At 72.1% G+C, this 17,718-nt stretch carries 15 protein-coding genes and 1 riboswitch; of the genes, 13 read left to right on the top strand and 2 right to left on the bottom strand.

The genetic code is table 11. The features are described 5' to 3' along the window. Window positions 1-128 precede the first annotated feature (128 nt). From K415_RS0106430 to K415_RS0106410, 5 genes are all read left to right on the top strand, one after another. Window positions 129-1,136 carry a LacI family DNA-binding transcriptional regulator gene (locus tag K415_RS0106430; protein WP_029663268.1) on the top strand — a complete coding sequence of 336 codons (1,008 nt, stop codon included), beginning with the start codon at window positions 129-131 and terminating at the stop codon, window positions 1,134-1,136. A 339-nt stretch (window positions 1,137-1,475) separates the two neighbouring features. Then, window positions 1,476-3,128, top strand: coding sequence for a glycoside hydrolase family 13 protein (locus K415_RS0106425; RefSeq protein WP_024286260.1), 1,653 nt, complete (start codon window positions 1,476-1,478; stop codon window positions 3,126-3,128). 41 nt (window positions 3,129-3,169) lie between these two features. Continuing rightward, entirely contained in the window at window positions 3,170-4,585 is a 1,416-nt protein-coding gene (locus tag K415_RS0106420) for an ABC transporter substrate-binding protein (protein ID WP_024286259.1), read from the top strand. A gap of 121 nt (window positions 4,586-4,706) precedes the next feature. Continuing rightward, the gene (locus K415_RS0106415) at window positions 4,707-5,654 is read left to right on the top strand and encodes a carbohydrate ABC transporter permease (RefSeq protein ID WP_024286258.1); all 948 of its coding nucleotides are present in this window, start codon (window positions 4,707-4,709) and stop codon (window positions 5,652-5,654) included. Then, window positions 5,651-6,652, top strand: coding sequence for a carbohydrate ABC transporter permease (locus K415_RS0106410; protein WP_024286257.1), 1,002 nt, complete (start codon window positions 5,651-5,653; stop codon window positions 6,650-6,652). The genes K415_RS0106415 and K415_RS0106410 overlap by 4 nt, the downstream gene beginning before the upstream one ends. Window positions 6,653-6,989: 337 nt before the next feature. Here the strand turns inward: K415_RS0106410 and K415_RS0106405 are convergent, their stop codons facing one another. Continuing rightward, the gene (locus K415_RS0106405; RefSeq protein ID WP_024286256.1) at window positions 6,990-7,436 is read right to left on the bottom strand and encodes a hypothetical protein; all 447 of its coding nucleotides are present in this window, start codon (window positions 7,434-7,436) and stop codon (window positions 6,990-6,992) included. A gap of 121 nt (window positions 7,437-7,557) precedes the next feature. On the opposite strand from K415_RS0106405, the gene K415_RS0106400 reads away from it, so the two are divergent. From K415_RS0106400 to K415_RS0106365, 8 genes are all read left to right on the top strand, one after another. Further along, window positions 7,558-8,067, top strand: a complete 510-nt coding sequence (locus K415_RS0106400) for a low molecular weight protein-tyrosine-phosphatase (RefSeq protein WP_024286255.1) — start codon at window positions 7,558-7,560, stop codon at window positions 8,065-8,067. Window positions 8,068-8,171: 104 nt separating this feature from the next. Then, window positions 8,172-8,351: a DUF1508 domain-containing protein gene (locus K415_RS0106395; protein ID WP_029663266.1), complete on the top strand. Its 180-nt coding sequence runs from the start codon at window positions 8,172-8,174 to the stop codon at window positions 8,349-8,351. 92 nt (window positions 8,352-8,443) lie between these two features. Continuing rightward, window positions 8,444-8,541, top strand: a riboswitch (glycine riboswitch). A 177-nt stretch (window positions 8,542-8,718) separates the two neighbouring features. Then, window positions 8,719-11,550, top strand: coding sequence for an aminomethyl-transferring glycine dehydrogenase (gcvP, locus tag K415_RS0106390; RefSeq protein WP_024286253.1), 2,832 nt, complete (start codon window positions 8,719-8,721; stop codon window positions 11,548-11,550). Further along, complete coding sequence (gcvT, locus tag K415_RS0106385; RefSeq protein WP_024286252.1) at window positions 11,547-12,764, top strand: glycine cleavage system aminomethyltransferase GcvT; 1,218 nt, start codon at window positions 11,547-11,549, stop codon at window positions 12,762-12,764. The genes gcvP and gcvT overlap by 4 nt, the downstream gene beginning before the upstream one ends. A 98-nt stretch (window positions 12,765-12,862) precedes the next feature. Then, the gene (gene gcvH, locus K415_RS0106380; protein ID WP_024286251.1) at window positions 12,863-13,231 is read left to right on the top strand and encodes a glycine cleavage system protein GcvH; all 369 of its coding nucleotides are present in this window, start codon (window positions 12,863-12,865) and stop codon (window positions 13,229-13,231) included. A 296-nt stretch (window positions 13,232-13,527) separates the two neighbouring features. Then, window positions 13,528-13,770: a LuxR C-terminal-related transcriptional regulator gene (locus K415_RS0106375; RefSeq protein ID WP_024286250.1), complete on the top strand. Its 243-nt coding sequence runs from the start codon at window positions 13,528-13,530 to the stop codon at window positions 13,768-13,770. A 118-nt stretch (window positions 13,771-13,888) separates the two neighbouring features. Continuing rightward, entirely contained in the window at window positions 13,889-14,449 is a 561-nt protein-coding gene (locus K415_RS0106370) for a hypothetical protein (protein WP_155859383.1), read from the top strand. 45 nt (window positions 14,450-14,494) lie between these two features. Next, window positions 14,495-14,938 (top strand): (deoxy)nucleoside triphosphate pyrophosphohydrolase, encoded by a 444-nt coding sequence (locus K415_RS0106365; protein WP_024286248.1) that lies wholly within the window; start codon window positions 14,495-14,497, stop codon window positions 14,936-14,938. Window positions 14,939-14,940: 2 nt separating this feature from the next. Here the strand turns inward: K415_RS0106365 and K415_RS22595 are convergent, their stop codons facing one another. Beyond that, entirely contained in the window at window positions 14,941-17,703 is a 2,763-nt protein-coding gene (locus K415_RS22595; RefSeq protein WP_197024682.1) for a PAS domain S-box protein, read from the bottom strand. Window positions 17,704-17,718 lie beyond the last annotated feature (15 nt).

Raw genomic sequence — 17,718 nt, 5'->3', positions numbered from 1 at the left:
GCCCGGTGCGCGCACTCGAGAGGCACTTGGGGGCGCACTCGAGATGTGCTGTCGGATCGGCGGGCAGACCGCCGCGCGATGACGCAGATCACGCAAGCGGCTTGCGGCATCAGTCATATGCTTGCGCAATGTCGCGACGTCTTGCTGAGGTGGCCCGCAAGGTCGGGGTGAGCGAGGCGACCGTGAGTCGGGTCCTGAACGGCAAGCCCGGCGTCTCGGACGCCACCCGGTCGTCAGTCCTGACCGCGCTGGACGTGCTCGGCTACGAGCGCCCGACCAAGCTGCGCGGTGAGCGGGCCCGACTGGTCGGTCTGGTGCTGCCCGAGCTGCAGAACCCGATCTTCCCGGCCTTCGCCGAGGTCGTCGGTGGCGCCCTCGCGCAGCAGGGTTTCACCCCCGTGCTGTGCACCCAGACTGCCGGTGGGATCACCGAGTCCGACTACGTCGACCTGCTGCTGGCCCAGCAGGTCTCCGGGATCGTCTTCGCGGGCGGCAACTACGCCCAGCGGGATGCCGAGCACGCGCACTACGCCCGGCTGACCGAGCGACACCTGCCCGCCGTCCTGATCAACGCGTCGATCGAGGACCTGCCCTTCCCTCGGGTGGCCTGCGACGACGAGGTCGCGGTCGAGCAGTCGCTCGGTCACCTCGTCTCGCTCGGCCACTCGCGGATCGGCTTCGTCCTCGGCCCGCAGGACCACGTGCCGTCGGAGCGCAAGCTCGGCGCGGCCCGCGCGATGGCCGCGCGGCTCGGCATCGAGCTGGGCGCCGATCGGGTGGTCCGCAGTGCCTACTCGCTGGAGAGCGGCCAGGCGGCAGCGACCCGGCTGCTGCGCACCGGTGTCACCGGCATCATCTGCGCCAGCGACCCCCTGGCCCTCGGTGCGATCCGCGCCGTGCGCAGGGCGGGGCTGCGCGTGCCGGATGACGTCTCGGTGATCGGGTACGACGACTCGGCGCTGATGAACTGCACCGATCCCCCGCTGACCACGGTCCGACAGCCGATCGAGCCGATGGGTCGCGCGGCGATCGACCTGCTGGTCAGTCAGATCAACGGGGCGACGGTCGCCAGCGACGAGCTGCTCTTCGAACCGGAGCTCGTGGTCCGCGGTTCCACCGGCCCGGCCCCCGCCTGAGGGCCATCACCCCGATCGCCCCGAGCTCCCGCTCTGTCGAGTGGAGCCTCCCGCTGTCGCGTGGTGCGTTCCGTAGGCGACACGCCGGCGTGTCGCGGGTCGAACGCTCCACTCGGGTGGGCAACCGCACTCCGCGCGGGCTCCGCACTCGTGCCCGCACGCGGGTCGTCTCTTGGGCTAGGTCACGTTTCGGTGACGGTCCTGTCCAGTTCTTGCGTTGATACTGTCGAGTCCTTTAGCGTCCATGTCAGAGACGGAGCGCGCGAACACCGGCGGCCCGTCGTCCGCGGCCAGGTCCCCGCCTGACCGCCCTGTCACGGAGCGAGAGGCGACCGGCCTGTGGCGCAGCTCGGTACGACGGCGAAGGGCGACGCGGCCTGGTGGCGCGAGGCCGTGATCTACCAGGTCTACGTGCGCAGCTTCGCCGACGCCGACGGTGACGGCACGGGTGACCTCGCCGGCGTCCGCTCGAGGCTGCCGTACCTGCGCGACCTGGGTGTCGACGCCCTCTGGTTCACACCGTGGTACCGCTCACCGTTGGCCGACGGCGGCTACGACGTCGCCGACTACCGCACGATCGACCCGGCGTTCGGCGCGCTGGCCGAGGCCGAGCAGCTGGTCGGCGAGGCGCTCGCGATGGGCATCCGCACCATCATCGACATCGTCCCGAACCACGTCTCCGACCAGCACCCGTGGTTCCAGGCGGCCCTCGCGGCCGGGCCGGGCTCCGCCGAGCGGGAGCGCTTCTGGTTCCACCCCGGCAGGGGATCGGGCTGCGACCAGATCCCCACGGGCTGGGTGTCGAGCTTCGCCGGTCCGACCTGGACCCGCACGACCGGAGCCGACGGCGAACCGGGTGAGTGGTACCTGCACCTGTTCACCCCGCAGCAGCCCGACCTGAACTGGAACCACCCCGACGTCCGGGCCGAGCACGAGGCGATCCTGCGCTTCTGGTTCGATCGCGGCGTCGCCGGCATCCGGATCGACTCCGCCGCGCTCCTGGTCAAGGACCCCGCGCTGCCCGAGGTCCCGGTGGCGCCCGGGCCGGGCGCGCACCCGCACGTCGACCGCGACGAGCTGCACGACATCTACCGGTCGTGGCGAGCCGTCGCCGAGTCCTACGAACCGGCACGTGTGCTGGTGGGCGAGGTCTGGCTCGAGGACCAGGACCGGTTCGCGCAGTACCTGCGGCCGGACGAGATGCACACCGCGTTCAACTTCGACTTCATGGCCCGGCCGTGGGACGCCAAGGAGCTGCGCCAGTCGATCGAGACGACGCTCGACGCCCACCGTCTGGTCGGTGCGCCGCCCACCTGGGTGCTCTCCAACCACGACGTGACGCGGCCGGTCACCCGGTACGGCCGTGCACAGAGCGGGTTCGCCTTCGCCACCAAGCGCTTCGGCACGCCGACCGACCTGGTCGCCGGACGGCGTCGCGCGCGGGCCGCCGCCCTGCTCAGTGCGGCGTTGCCCGGGTCGCTCTACATCTACCAGGGCGACGAGCTCGGGCTGCCGGAGGTCGAGGACCTCCCGTCGGACGCCATCCAGGACCCGATGCACTTCCGCTCCGACGGGGTCGACCCGGGGCGTGACGGCTGCCGTGTCCCGCTCCCGTGGTCCGGCGAGCAGCCACCGTTCGGCTTCTCGCCCGACGGCGCAGCGTGCCCGCCCTGGCTTCCCCAGCCGGCGGACTGGGCAGGTCTCACCGCGCAGCGGCAGGACGCGGACCCGACGTCGACGCTCAGCCTCTACCGCGCGGCGCTCGCCGTGCGGCGGCGCGAGCAGGGCCTGCACGACGGCGACCTGCGCTGGCTCGACGCGGCACCAGGGGTCATCGCCTTCGAGCGTGGCGCAGGCGTCGCCTGCGTCGTCAACCTCGGCGCGGCGCCCGTGCCGCTCCCCGACCACGACGAGCTCCTGCTGGTCAGCGACGCGCTGGCCGACGGGCTCCTTCCCCCGGACACAGCCGCCTGGCTGCGTCTGGTCAGCTGACCGACCACCCCGCACCACCGTCCCGTCCCGAAGGAGTGACAATGAGGTCAACACGCATCACCTCGACGCTGGCGATCGCCGGCGTGCTGTCGATCGGCCTGCTCGCCGCCTGCAGCCAGACGCCCGACGACGGCGGTGCCGGGGCGGATCCTGGCACCGACGACGCCGCGCAGCAGGAGGCCGAGCAGATCACGCTGAGCGTGGTCAGCCTCATCCCCGGCTCGGAGCAGGAGGCCTTCGACGCCTTCGACGAGCGCGTCGCCCAGTTCGAGGAGCTCTACCCGAACATCACCGTGGAGCCGCAGGAGTACGAGTGGCGCGCGACGACGTTCGCGGCCCAGCTCGCCGGCGGCACCCTGCCGGACGTCTACGAGATCCCCCTGACCGACGCCAAGACCCTCATCGAGAACGGTCAGCTGGCCGACATCGACGCCCAGTTCCAGGCCCTCGACTACGCGGGCGACTTCAACGAGAGCCTGCTGGACGCCGGCATGGGCGAGGACGGCAAGGTCTACGCCATCCCCGCCAAGTCCATCTACGGCGTGGCCCTGCACTACAACCGCGACATGTTCACGGCCGCCGGGCTCGACCCCGACAAGCCGCCGACGACGTGGGACGAGGTTCGCGAATACGCGAAGACGATCAAGGACGCGACGGGCCAGGCCGGGTACGCGACCATGGCCGCCAACAACACCGGTGGCTGGCAGCTCACCGCCGCCACCTACTCGCGTGGTGGCCGGGTCCAGGAGGCCGACGACGACGGCACCTACACCGCGACCCTGGACAACGACGGCACGCGCGAGGCCCTGGAGTTCCTCAAGGCCCTGCGCTGGGAGGACGACTCGATCCTCGCCGACACGACGCTCGACTGGAGCACGATCAACCAGGCGTTCGCCGGTGGCCAGACCGCCATGTACACGTCCGGCTCCGACGTCTACACCTCGCTCGTCGAGACCAACGGCGTCACGGCGAGCGCCTACGGCCTGACCGCGATCCCGACCGACGGCGCCGACTCGGGCGTGCTGGTCGGCGGCACGCTCGCCGCCGTCAACGTCAAGGCGGACGACGCCACCAAGGACGCGGCCGTCAAGTGGATCGACTTCTTCTACCTGAGCAAGCTGCTCGACCAGGAGCAGGCCGTGGCCGACGCGACGGTCCGGTTCGACAACGACCAGACGGTCGGCACGCCCGTGCTGCCGATCTTCAGCCGGGACCAGTACGAGCTCTCGCTCGAGTGGGTCGCGGACTACGTCAACGTCCCGCTCGCCCAGATGGAGGGCTACACGAGTGTGATGTTCGACCAGCCGGTCGTGGGTGAGCCCAGCCGGTCCACGCAGGAGACCTACGGCGCGCTGGACCTGATGGTCCAGGCCGTGCTCTCCGACCAGAACGCCGACATCGACGCCCTGCTCGCGGCCGGCAACACCCAGGTCCAGGCTCTGCTCGACGAGGGCTGAGCCTGCGCGGTGCCCGGCCGGTGACCCCCGCCGGCCGGGCACCTGACCGCAGCCCGTGGTCAGGGTCCTGCTCCCCTGGTTCGAGTCCCGGACCACCGCACCCGTCGACGAGAGGTCCCGCATGATCACCGACGAGACCGTCACCACCCTGGACCGGCCGAGACGCCCGGCCGGCCGCGGCACACCGGCATCCTGGGTCCGCTCAGGGGGGCTCAGTGCGCTCCTGTTCGCCCTGCCGCTGGTCGTGGTCTTCGGCGTGTTCTCGTGGCTGCCGATCGGCCGTGCCGTGGTGATGAGCTTCCAGGAGACCAACCTGATCGTCACGTCGTGGGTCGGGCTGGACAACTTCCGGGCGGTCTTCGCCGATCCCCTGCTGCCCCAGGCGATCCGCAACACCGCATGGTTCGCGCTCCTCGCGCTGATCTTCGGCTACCCGCTGCCGCTCCTGGCCGCCGTGCTGATGAGCGACGTCCGGCGACTGAAGGGCCTGTTCTCCGCCCTGGCCTACCTGCCCGTCGTCGTCCCGCCGGTCGTCGCGGTGCTGCTGTGGAAGTTCTTCTACGACCCGCGACCCGAGGGCGTCTTCAACAGCATCCTGGGCTGGGTCGGCCTCGGACCCTTCCCGTGGCTGCAGGACCAGACCTGGGCGATGCCGTCCCTCGTCCTGCAGGCCACCTGGGCGGCGGCCGGCGGCACGGTGATCATCTACCTCGCAGCGCTGACCAGCGTGCCGGCCGAGCTGTACGACGCCGCGGAGGTCGACGGCGCGTCCATCTGGCGCAAGATCTGGCACGTGACGCTGCCGCAGCTGCGCGGCGTCCTGCTCATCACCTTCATCCTGCAGATCATCGGGACCGCGCAGGTGTTCCTCGAGCCGTACCTGTTCACCAGCGGCGGACCGGCGAACGCCACCCTGACGATCCTGCTGCTGATCTACCGGTACGCCTTCGGGCAGAGCCTCGGCAGCGACTACGGGCAGGCCACCGCACTGAGCCTGCTGCTCGCGGCCTTCCTGGCCGGGATGTCCCTGCTCTACTTCCGCCTCACCCGCAGCTGGAGCACGACGTGACGACGACGACCCCCACCTCGGCCCGGCAGCGGTCTGCCGTCCCGTCGCCCGGAGCAGCGGCCACGCGGGCCACCCCGGGGTCCGAGGCGCCGACCCGGGCGGGACGACGTCGCGGGAAGGCCGGCGCCGAGCGCGGCATGATGTCCGAGGCCGACTGGCGCCGACCCCTGGTGCGCCGCAGCATGAGCACCGCCCACGCGCTGCTGCTCGTGCTCCTGGTCGTCTGGGGGATCGGGCCGATCGTCCTGCTGGCCAAGTTCGCGATCACCCCCACCCAGGACATCCTGCGCACGCCGCTGGCGGTCTTCCCGCACGGCGTCGCCTGGGAGAACCTCGGCGAGGCCTGGAACGACGTCCGGGTCAGCCACTACTTCCTCAACACGGTGGTCGTGGCGGCCGGTGCGTGGGTGAGCCAGATCGTCGTGGCGACCACCGGCGGGTACGTGCTGTCCGTGCTGCGCCCCCGCTACGCCAGGGGACTCCAGTGGGCGGTGCTCGCCACGCTCTTCGTGCCGGCCGTCGTGCTCCTCGTGCCGCTCTACCTGACGATCCTCGACCCGCCCGTCGGCTCCTCGCTGCTCAACACCTTCTGGGCGGTGTGGCTGCCCGCCGGCGCGAGCGCGTTCAACGTCGTGCTGGTCCAGCGGTTCTTCGACTCGCTGCCGCGCGAGGTCTTCGAGGCGGCCCGGGTCGACGGCGCCGGGCCCTTCCGGCTCTTCTGGTCGATCGTCCTGCCGATGAGCAAGCCCATCCTCGGTGTGGTCTCGGTCTTCGCGGTGATCGCGTCGTGGAAGGACTTCCTCTGGCCGCTGCTCGTGCTGCCGAACCCTGACCTGCAGCCGCTGTCGGTCCGGCTGCCGTCGCTCCAGGGCTCGACCGACATGGGTGTGCTGATGGCTGCGCTGGCGATCTCGACGATCATCCCGATCGTGATCTTCCTGGTCTTCCAGCGCACGTTCCTGCGGGGCGCGGGCCTCGGCGGCGCCGTCAAGGGCTGACCGAACAGGTGACGAAAACCCCTTGGCAGGACGCCGCCGCGGACGTACTTTCTTCGGACACGGGAAAGGAGGTGGCCAAGAAGATGATGTCTTCCAGGACGCGTGAGGTGACTGCCAGCTAGTCGCCCGAGTGCATCGGACGGATTGTTCCGGTCCCGAGCCGCGTGGCGGCAGCGAGACCCCGGCAGTCACCGCAGCCCGTGGGAGCCGTGCATCGTCCAGCACGGCGCGCCGGTCGTCCGACCGGTAGCCCACGGGCTGTCCCCTGCCCGACGCACCTGGCGCCCAGCCCGCCGCACGTGACGTGCCGGACCCCGCGCCCGGATCGCTGGTGTCCTCAGACCCGGGCGAACGGGGAGAGTGCAAGGCGGCCGACGCCGGCCGACGCGCCGAGCATGGCGGCCAGGACGTTCGCCATCACCGGTCCGCCACCCCAGTAGCCGACCAGCCCACCGACGACGGCACCGGCCAGTGCGAACGCCAGGACGTGCAGGGACTGGTTCCGGACCGAGCGGAGCAGCCAACCGACGCCGAAGGCGACCGACGGGCCGACCACCAGGATCGCGAGCGCGGCGAAGCCGCCGACGAGCAGCGCGAGCCGACCGGGTGAGCTCTCGATGCCCGCCGCGGTCAGCTCCTCGGCCGGTGCGGTGAGCAGCGCCAGAAAGATCAGCGCCGTGAACACCGTGGCCGTCACGATGCAGCCCGCGAAGACGCCCAGGACGCCGAAGCTCACCGCCCACTCACGGCGCGGGGCTCGCATGACCTCCGGGTCCTCCATCATGGGCGCAACTCTAGGGCGACGCCGGTCACCCCGAGGCCGGTCACCCCGACGCCGGTGACCGGGGCGCCGGTCACCGCACCCGGCCGCCGGGCCGCCGCGCCCGACCGGCGACAATGGCGGTGTGACCGCCCCCTATCGCGTGATGACCGTCTGCACGGGGAACATCTGCCGCTCCCCGATGGCCGAGGTCGTGCTCCGGGCGCGGTTCGCGCAGGCCGGCCTGTCGGACGTCCTGGTCGACTCGACCGGGATCAGCGGGGAGGAGCACGGCCGGCCGATCGACCGACGGGCGCAGCGGGTGCTGGCCGCCCATGGCTACCCCGTCCCGGTGCACCGGGCCCGGCAGGTGACCCCGGTCGACCTGCCCGCGCGTGACCTCGTGCTCGCGATGACCGCGCACCACGCCCATGCGTTGCGCGCGATGGCCCACGGCGACGCCGCTCTCGCCGCCCGGGTCGTGATGCTGCGCAGCTTCGACCCGACCGCGCCGACCGAAGGTCCCGAGCACCTGCTCGACGTCGACGACCCCTGGTACGGCGACGAGGCGGGCTTCCTGGCCACCCTGGCCGAGATCGAGGCGGCCGTCGACGGGATCGTCGGGTACGTGCGCGCGGTGCTGCAGCGGGACTGACCCGCGCGCAGGTTCGCACGTCCGGCCCTTCCGTCGCACCGGCCGCACCGCGAGACTGGCAGCAACCGCCGCGACGGCGCGGCGGCGCCGGAAAGGGAGATGCCATGAAGTTCACGATCTACAAGGACAAGGCCGGGGAGTTCCGCTTCCGCATCGTGGCGACCAACGGCAATGTCCTGGCAGCCAGCGAGGGCTACTCCGCCAAGGCGTCAGCGATCAAGGCGATCGAGCGGATCAAGTCCGACGCGGCCGGTTCCGACGTCATCGACGAGACCACGGCCTGATCCGAGGACCGAGACTGCGAAGGGCCGGGCGCTGCGGGGCCCTATGCTCGGCTCGATCCGTAGTCGTACCCCACAACCGAACACGTGCTGCTCGAGCTGCGGCGGGAGAGCCCCCGGTCGTCATGACCGGGGCGCCGAAGGAGCAAACCCTCCCCGGGAATCTCTCAGGCCCCCGTACCGCCGCGGCAAGGCAATTCTGGAAAGCGACCGCCCACGGGTGGTCCACCGACGGTGCACGCCGGACCGCTCTCGTCCCGACGACGGCGGACCGGCCAAACTCTCAGGTCGGGGCGCGCGCCCCTGAGGACAGAACGGGGAGGCCTCAGTCCTCGTCCGGCGCGCGCCGGGCCCGTCCTCGGAGCCGCCCGTGAACACCGCCGCCACCACCCCCGCCGCGCGAGGTTTCACCGATCGCCACGTCGGTCCGCGTCCGCGCGACGTCGAACGGATGCTCGACCAGGTCGGTGCACCGACGCTCGACGCGCTGATCGACGCCGCCGTGCCGGCCGCCATCCGGATGTCCGGGTGGCTTCGGCTGCCGGCCGCGCGCAGCGAGGCGCAGGTGCTCGCCGACCTGCGGGTGATCGCGGACCGCAACCGGGTGCTGACCTCGATGATCGGTCAGGGGTACCACGGGACCGTGACGCCGCCGGTGATCCGCCGCAACGTCCTGGAGAATCCCGCCTGGTACACGGCCTACACGCCCTACCAGCCCGAGATCAGCCAGGGTCGGCTCGAGGCGCTGCTCACCTTCCAGACCGTCGTCGCCGACCTGACGGCGCTGCCGGTCGCCGGTGCGTCGCTGCTCGACGAGGCGACCGCAGTGACCGAGGCCGTGCTGCTCATGCGTCGCGCGGTCAAGGGGCGGCCGGACGGTGTGGTCGTCCTGGACGTCGACTGCCTGCCGCAGACCCTCGCGGTCGTCCGGGGCCGGGCCGAGGCCATCGGGCTGCCGCTCGTCCTCGCGGACCTCACCGACGGCCTGCCGCCCGACCTGACGTCGGAGGTCGTCGGCGTCGTGGTCCAGCAGCCTGGCGCGTCCGGCGTCGTGCGGGACCTGCGCCGCCTGGTCGAGCAGGCGCACGACCTCGGCGCGCTGGTGACCGTCGCGGCGGACCTCCTGTCCCTGACCCTGATCAGCCCACCCGGCGAGCTCGGGGCCGACGTCGCGGTCGGGTCGGCCCAGCGGTTCGGCGTGCCGATGTTCTACGGCGGGCCGCACGCCGCGTACATCGCGGTGCGCTCCGGGCTCGAGCGCACCCTGCCCGGTCGCCTGGTCGGGGTGAGCCACGACGCGGACGGCGCGGTCGCCTACCGGCTCGCCCTGCAGACGCGCGAGCAGCACATCCGCCGGGAGAAGGCCACGAGCAACATCTGCACGGCGCAGGCGCTGCTCGCCGTGGTGGCCTCGATGTACGCCGTCCACCACGGGCCCGACGGCCTGCGGGCGATCGCCGAGCAGGTCAACCGGCACGCCGTGACCCTTGCCGGTGCGCTGCGGGCCGGCGGCGTCGAGGTCGTGCACGAGCAGCTCTTCGACACCGTGCGCACGCGGGTGCCCGGTCGCGCGCAGGCCGTCCTCGCCGCCGCCGTCGCGCGGGGCATCAACCTCTGGGCGCCCGACGCCGATCACGTCCAGGTCACGACGGACGAGCTGACGACCCCGGAGCACCTGCGCGGGGTCCTCGAGGCGTTCGGCCTCGGCGGCGACCTGGCGGGCGCGGCGATCGACCTGGTCCCGGCCGTGCGCAGGACGAGCACGTACCTCGAGCACCCGACGTTCCACCGCTACCGCTCCGAGACCGCGATGATGCGCTACCTGCGCCGGCTCGCGGACAAGGACCTGGCGCTCGACCGGTCGATGATCCCGTTGGGCTCGTGCACGATGAAGCTCAACGCGGCCGTCGAGATGGAGCCCATCTCGTGGCCCGGCTTCGCCGACCTGCACCCGTTCGCCCCGGTCGACCAGGCGGCGGGCTACACCGAGCTGATCGGCGAGCTCGAGGCCTGGCTCGCCGAGATCACCGGCTATGCGGCGGCCAGCGTGCAGCCGAACGCCGGCTCGCAGGGTGAGGTCGCCGGGCTGCTCGCGATCCGCGCGTACCACCGCGCGCAGGGACATGCCGAGCGCGACGTCGTGCTCATCCCGGCATCGGCGCACGGCACCAACGCGGCCTCGGCGGTCCTGGCGGGGTTGCGCGTCGTGGTGGTCACGACGGCGCCCGACGGCGAGATCGACCTCGACGACCTGCGCGCCAAGCTCGCCGAGCATGCGGCGGATCTCGCCGCCATCATGATCACCTACCCGTCGACGCACGGCGTCTACGAGGCCCACGTGCGCGAGGTGTGCGAGCTGGTGCACGCGGCCGGCGGCCAGGTCTACATCGACGGCGCCAACCTCAACGCGCTGGTCGGCCTCGCCCGGCCCGGCGACCTGGGTGGCGACGTCTCGCACCTGAACCTGCACAAGACGTTCAGCATCCCGCACGGTGGTGGCGGACCGGGGGTCGGGCCGATCGCCGTCGCCGAGCACCTGGTGCCGTACCTGCCCGGTGCGGGGTCCACGCAGGTCTCGGCTGCTCCGCACGGCTCCGCCGGCGTCCTGCCGATCTCCTGGGCGTACATCGCACTGCTGGGTCCCGACGGGCTGCGCCGGGCCACCGAGCTCGCCGTGCTCGGCGCGAACTACCTGGCCTCGCGGCTCGACCAGCACTTCCCCGTGCTCTACACCGGCCCGGACGGTCATGTGGCGCACGAGTGCATCCTCGACCTGCGCCCGATCACCGCGGCCAGCGGGGTGACGGCGGAGGACGTCGCCAAGCGGCTGATGGACTACGGCTTCCACGCTCCGACGTTGTCCTTCCCGGTACCCGGGACGCTCATGGTCGAGCCCACCGAGAGCGAGGACCTGGTCGAGCTGGACCGGTTCTGCGCAGCGATGATCGCCATCCGCGCGGAGATCGCCGACGTCGAGGCCGGACGTTGGACCGCCGCCGAGTCCCCGCTGCGGGGTGCCCCGCACACGGCGGCGAGCGTCGTGGCCGACCGCTGGGACCGGCTCTACAGCCGCGAGACAGCAGCGTTCCCGGTGCCGGGGCTGCGTGCCGAGAAGTACTGGCCGCCGGTGCGCCGGATCGACCAGGCCGCCGGTGACCGCCATCTGGTGTGCTCGTGCCCGCCCATCGAGGAGTACGTATGACCGAGAACCTGCCCGTCGAGCCCGCCCAGGCCGAGGCCGGCCGGCCGGGTCCGTTGCACGCGGAGCACCTGGCCCTCGGTGCGACGATGACGCCGTTCGCAGGCTGGTCGATGCCGCTGCGGTACACCTCCGACCTCGCCGAGCACCACGCGGTGCGCACGGCGGCCGGCCTGTTCGACCTGTCCCACATGGGCGAGATCCGGCTGACCGGTCCGCGTGCCGGTGCCGCCCTCGACGGCGCCCTGGTCGGCAACCTCTCGGCGCTCGCGGTCGGCCGGGCGCGGTACACGATGATCTGCCAGGAGGACGGCGGTGTCATCGACGACCTCGTCGTGTACCGGCCCGGCGAGCAGGACTACCTGGTCGTCGCCAACGCCGCCAACGTCGCCGTCGTCCTGGCCGCACTGCACGAGCGGTGCACCGGGCCGGACGTCGACGTGGCCGACGAGTCGGTCGGCACGGCGCTGGTCGCCGTGCAGGGGCCGGCCGCGCAGGGCATCGTCGCGGGGCTGGTCGCCGACCCGGCCGAGCGGGAGGCCGTCGTCGGCCTCCGGTACTACGCGTGCACGACGGCATACGTCAGGTCGGACGGCACCGGCGCTCCGGACGACACCCGCGGGGGGACCGTCGAGGCGATGCTGGCCCGGACGGGGTACACCGGCGAGGACGGCTTCGAGCTCTTCGTGCCGGCCGAGCAGGCCGCTGCGCTGTGGCGGACCGTGCTCGCGGCGGGCGCACCGGCCGGCCTGGTCCCGGCCGGCCTGGCCTGCCGCGACAGCCTCCGCCTCGAGGCCGGCATGCCGTTGTACGGCAACGAGCTGGACCGCACGACGACCCCGTACGAGGCCGGCCTCGGGCGCGTCGTCAAGCTCGACAAGGTCACCGCGGACGGTACGCCGCTGCCGTTCGTCGGACGTGGCCCGCTGGCCGCCCGGGCCGGCTCGGAGCCCGCCCGCGTGCTGGTCGGCCTCGAGGGCCTGACGCGCCGTGCCGCGCGGCACGGCTACCGGGTCCTGACGGAAGGTGGTGAGGCGGTCGTCGGGTACGTGACCTCCGGTGCGCCGTCGCCGACCCTCGGGCACCCGATCGCGATGGCCTACGTCACGCCGGAGGTCTGCGGGGCGGGAACCGAGCTCGCGGTCGACGTCCGCGGCCGGCCCGAACCGGTGCGCGTCGTGCCACTTCCCTTCTACCGTCGTCCCACGACCACCTGAGCGGGAGCCGGCCGGACCGCCGGCCGCCGTGACCGTCCAGGAGCCTGACCGTGAGCAAGCCCGAGCCCGCCCGTGCATGACCAGCCGAGGAGACCGTCGTGAGCATCCCGACCGACCTGCAGTACACCGCCGAGCACGAGTGGATGACGGCGGGCGACCCCGCGACCGTGGGCATCACCGCGACGGCGGCCGAGGCCCTCGGGGACATCGTCTACCTCGAGCTGCCGGAGGTCGGCACCCAGGTGACCGCCGGTGCGGTGTGCGGCGAGGTGGAGTCGACCAAGTCCGTCTCGGAGATCTACTCCCCGGTGACCGGGAGCATCGTCGAGGTCAACCAGGACGCGGTCGACGACCCTGCCCTGGTCAACTCCGACCCGTACGGCCGCGGGTGGTTGCTGCGGATCTCGGTCGTCGCGACCGGCCCGCTGCTCAGCCCGGCGGAGTACGCCAACCTCGTCGAGGGCTGAGCGGGCACTCCCCGGGGGTTCGGGGACGCCGGACCCGGACCGCCGACGCCCTCGGTCCCCGGATCGCGCTAGGCCGAACGGGTGATGCGTTCACCCGTTGTGGTGACAGCTTGTCACGCGCTGACCTGCGAGAACGCCAACAATCGGGCCCGCTACCGCGCCCTGCCCGACCTCGCAAGCGCACGACGCACGAATCGGGGGTGAAAACCGCGTCATCGGGGGTGAAGTCCGCACTCTCTCCAGGTGTAACCCGCTACAGCGGTGCTCCCCCGCACCGTGACCCCCTGGAGGTCGACATGACGATCATGGAACTGCGCGCCGTCCCCAACCAGCGCGACGCCGAGCCCCTGACCCGCCGCGAGCGCGTCATCCTGTCCAACCTGGACGAGGACGTCACCCTCGAGGAGATCGCGACGAAGCTGTTCGTCACGCGCAACACGGTCAAGTCCCAGGTTCGCAGCGTCTACAAGAAGCTCGGTGTCTCCACCCGTGCCGACGCCGTCGCCTTCGCCCGTGAGTACGGTCTGCGCGCCTCCTGACCACCGCCCCGACAGTGCTGCTGTCGGGGTGATCAGCGGCTGGTCCGACCTCGAACCGCCGGTAGTGTCGGAGCACTGATGCTCTGGCCCTTCCGGGCCCCGGTCGAGGGTGGTGCGCGTGGATCGTCCGGTCGTGCGGCAGTCGCCCGACGAGCACTGGGCACCGGACCATGTCGTCCTGGCCCGCCACGTCCTGAACTTCGCCGGCCGCCTGTTCGTCGAGCGCGACGCGGACGGCGAGGTCCTGACCCACTCCCCGCTCGCAGGCATGGCCGCAGTCGAGCAGCGTTACCCCGCATGGGCCCTCGGGCCCTTCGGGCGGATCGAGACGGAGCACCCCCTGCCCGAAGCCCCAGGGGTCTTCGCCCTGGTCCAGCAGGGCGTCGTGCGGTACGTCGGTGCCTCCAGGAACCTGTCCCGCACGTTCGGCCCGCGCCACGGCATCGGTCACATCACGCGGCGCGACTGCCAGCTCTCCCGGCGCGAGGAGCGCTGCCGCCTCAACCGGCTCGTGGTCGCCGAGGCCCGAGCCGGCCGCGTCGTCGACCTCTACCTCCTGGTCACCGGTCCGTCCGGGGTCCGGGCACTGCTCAGCGGCCGGAGCCCCGGCGAGGCGCCGGCCGAGATCGCCCGGCAGGTCGCCGAGGTGGCTCGCGGCACCTGGCACCTGCCCTCATGACCGCTCCGGTCCGCACCGCTCCGATGCCGGCACGACGTCTCGCCCGTGTCCCGCGCTGACGCACCTGTCCTCGTCGTCGCTGCGGCGATCGTCGACGACCTCCACGCACCGCACCTGCTGCTCGCAGCCCGCCGGCACACGCCGGTGGACCTGGCCGGGCGGTGGGAGTTCCCGGGCGGCAAGGTCGATCCGGGCGAGACGCCCGTCGAGGCCCTGCACCGCGAGATCCGCGAGGAGCTGGGCGTCACGATCGCCCTCGGTCCCGAGCTCGCCGGACCGGATGCCGGGACCTGGCGCATCTCCGACCGCTATGTCCTTCGGCTGTGGCCGGCCACGATCGTCAGCGGCACACCGGTGCCCCTGGTCGAGCACGACGAGCTGCGCTGGTTGCCGGTCGGGGACTGGCTGAGCGTGCCGTGGCTCGATCCGGACGTGCCGATCGTCGCCGCACTCGCTGCACAGGCCGTCGAGCCCGAGCCGTCGCCCTGACGTCAGACGGCGTCCGCCGCCTTCGACATGACGCGGTCGCCGCCGGCCTGCTTGGCCCGGTACATCGCCTGGTCCGCGCGGGCGATCATCGCGTCGACGCTCTCCCCCGGGACGGCGAGGGTCACACCGATGCTGAGCGTCACCACGAGCTGCCGCTCGGCGGTCGGGATCGGTGCCGAGACGGCTCGGCGGATCGTATCGGCGATCCTGACCGCGTCGGCGAGGTCGTGCACGCCGTCGAGCAGCACGAGCAGCTCGTCGCCGCCGATCCGTGCGGCGATGTCCCCGGCGCGCAGGCAGGCGCCGACGCGTGCGGCCATGGTCTGCAGGACGTCGTCCCCGGCCGAGTGGCCGTACTCGTCGTTGACCTCCTTGAACCCGTCGATGTCGCCGAACAGCACGGCGGCCTCGTCCCCGGTGCGGCGCGGGTGGCTCGTCATCGCCGCGACGCGTTCGAGCACCTCGTGGCGGTTCATCATGCCGGTCAGGGCGTCGGACCGCGCCCGGTTCTCGAGCGCGGCCTCGGCAGCGACCTCCACGTCGGCGACGCGGAAGGAGATGACGACGCCGTCCTGGCTGCCGGACCTGTCGTAGAAGGGCTTCGCATGGCCCTGGACCCAGTGGTGGTCGAGGTTCTTGGCCTGGAGCCGGAGCCGGAGGTGCTGGACCTCTCCGGTGCCGACGGCGGCCGTGGCCGCCTCGGCGTCCGCTCGGTCGTCCGGGTGGGCGAACTCGGTGACGGCGTGGCCGAGCCAGTCCTGCGGCGGCCAGCCCATCGTGGTCGTCAACGAGGGCGTGACCCACAGGACGACCCCGTCGCGCAGGTGCACGACGACGTCGGACAGGTTGTCGGCGAGCAGCCGGTGCATCTCCTCCGAGGCCGCGAGGGCCTCGGTCGTCGCATGCCGCTCGGTGACGTCCCGCCAGGTGTACGACAGGCCGTCGCCGATGCGCGCGGCCTGGACGTCGTAGCGACGCGTCTGGCCGCCCTTGAGCTCCTGCTCGTAGGCGATGTCGTCAAGCCTCAGCGGCTCACCGGACTCCACGACGTGCCGGTACAGGTCCATCACCTCGGGGCTCGCGTGCCCGGGCTGCACCTCGAGCAGGCGAGCCCCGAGGAGGTCGTCGCGCGCGATGCCGTTGTACTGGCAGGCCGCCGGGTTCGTCTCCACGTAGGTGAAGTCCACGATGCGTCCGTCGTCGTCGCGGATCGCCGCCAGGACCACGTGCGGGTCGAACTCCGTGTCCAACGTGGCCCGCAGCCGCTCCCGGGTCGTGACGAGCTCGTCGATGTCCTGCAGACCGGCCACGACCCGGATCAACGAACCCGACTCGTCGACCATCGGCTGGCCCCATGCGGAGACCCAGCGGTAGGAGCCCGCCTCGGTGCGCATCCGCACGGTGAGGCGTCGCCCGGTGGGCTCGAGCGGCTCGAGGCCGGCGTACATCTCGGCGATCAGCGTCTCGACCTCCGCCCGGTCGTCGGGATGCACGAGGTCGGACATCTCGGTGCCGACGAGCTCGCCCGGCGCCCACCCGAGGATCGCCGTCACCGCGGGCGACACCCATGTCACCCGGTGGTCCGGACCCGACTCGAACAGGGCCTCCGCAGATGCGCTCACGAGCGAGCGCAGGTGCTGCTCCGACTCCGCCAGCGCCCGCTCGTGCAGGACGAGCTCGTGCTCGTCGCGCAGGACCGAGACGAACCCGAAGGGCAGGTCCGGTCCGCCGAGCGGGGTGACACGGGCCCCGATCCACCGATAGGTGCCGTCCTTGCAGCGCGCCCGAGCGCGGAACGGCGCGATCACACCGGAGCGGGCGAGCGCCACGTTCGCCTCGGCAGGTGCCGCGTCCTCCGGGTGCCACAGGGTCGCCGAGCTCGCGCCCAGCAGCTCGGCAGGTTCCCAGCCGAGGACCCTGGTGACCGCGGACGAGACGTAGTTGATCTCCCGGTCCGGGCCGGTCCGGACCAGGATGTCCGCCGAGCCCTCCGCCATCGCTCGCAGGTCGGCTTCGCGGCGGGCGAGGGCCTGCTCGGCCCGAACCCGTTCGGTCGCGTTGACGATCTGCGAGATGAAGTACCGCGGGACGCCGTCGTTGTCGCGCACGCACGCCACGGACAGGTCGCCCCACACGACCGACCCGTCGGGCCTGAGGTAGCGCTTGCGCAGCTGGTAGGACTGGACCCGGCCCGCGGCGACGTCGTCGATCAGGCCGGCGTCGACCGTCAGGTCGTCCGGGTGCGTCAGCTCCTGCCAGGTCGACGACAGCAGTCGCTGGGTGTCACGGCCGAGTATCTGGCACAGGGCGGGGTTCACGAGCAGGAAGCGCCCCTCGGGGGACACGAGGCACAGCCCGATCGGCGCGTGCTCCATCGTGAGCCGGAACCGCTCCTCGGCCTCCGCGCGGGCCGCCTCCAGCGCGATCTGCGCGGTCATGTCCCGCATCGACCCGACCGCACCGACCGTGCCGTCCGCCTCGACGAACGGCTGCAGCGACGTCTCGATCCCGACGTAGCGGCCGCTCTTGGCCCGGATCCGGAACACGGCACGTCCGGGTCGACCGGCGTGCACCTGATCGAGCAGCGCCACCGCGCCCGCGCGGTCCGCCGGATGCCACAGGTGCACGGTGGTCCGGCCGACCAGCTCCTCAGGTTTCCACCCGAGGGTCTCCTCCACGGTCGGTGAGACCCACTCGAGCACCCCGCCGATCGTGTGGAACGTGATGTCCATGGAGTGCTCGGCAAGGACACGGAACGGATCCACGCCGGCCGTCCCCCT

The sequence above is a fragment of the Cellulomonas sp. KRMCY2 genome, from assembly GCF_000526515.1.
Classification (GTDB): Bacteria; Actinomycetota; Actinomycetes; order Actinomycetales; family Cellulomonadaceae; genus Actinotalea.
Note: the sequence above shows the minus strand (reverse complement) of the source record. Positions and strands in the feature narration are given on the sequence as shown.

Excerpts from the sequence above, each read along its gene's own strand:
- K415_RS0106375 (WP_024286250.1), top strand. The coding sequence starts at position 13,528 with ATGACGATCATGGAACTGCGCGCCGTCCCCAACCAGCGCGACGCCGAG.
- K415_RS0106395 (WP_029663266.1), top strand. The coding sequence starts at position 8,172 with ATGAAGTTCACGATCTACAAGGACAAGGCCGGGGAGTTCCGCTTCCGC.
- gcvT (WP_024286252.1), top strand. The coding sequence starts at position 11,547 with ATGACCGAGAACCTGCCCGTCGAGCCCGCCCAGGCCGAGGCCGGCCGG.
- K415_RS0106430 (WP_029663268.1), top strand. The coding sequence starts at position 129 with ATGTCGCGACGTCTTGCTGAGGTGGCCCGCAAGGTCGGGGTGAGCGAG.
- K415_RS0106420 (WP_024286259.1), top strand. The coding sequence starts at position 3,170 with ATGAGGTCAACACGCATCACCTCGACGCTGGCGATCGCCGGCGTGCTG.
- K415_RS0106405 (WP_024286256.1), bottom strand. The coding sequence starts at position 7,436 with ATGATGGAGGACCCGGAGGTCATGCGAGCCCCGCGCCGTGAGTGGGCG.
- K415_RS0106415 (WP_024286258.1), top strand. The coding sequence starts at position 4,707 with ATGATCACCGACGAGACCGTCACCACCCTGGACCGGCCGAGACGCCCG.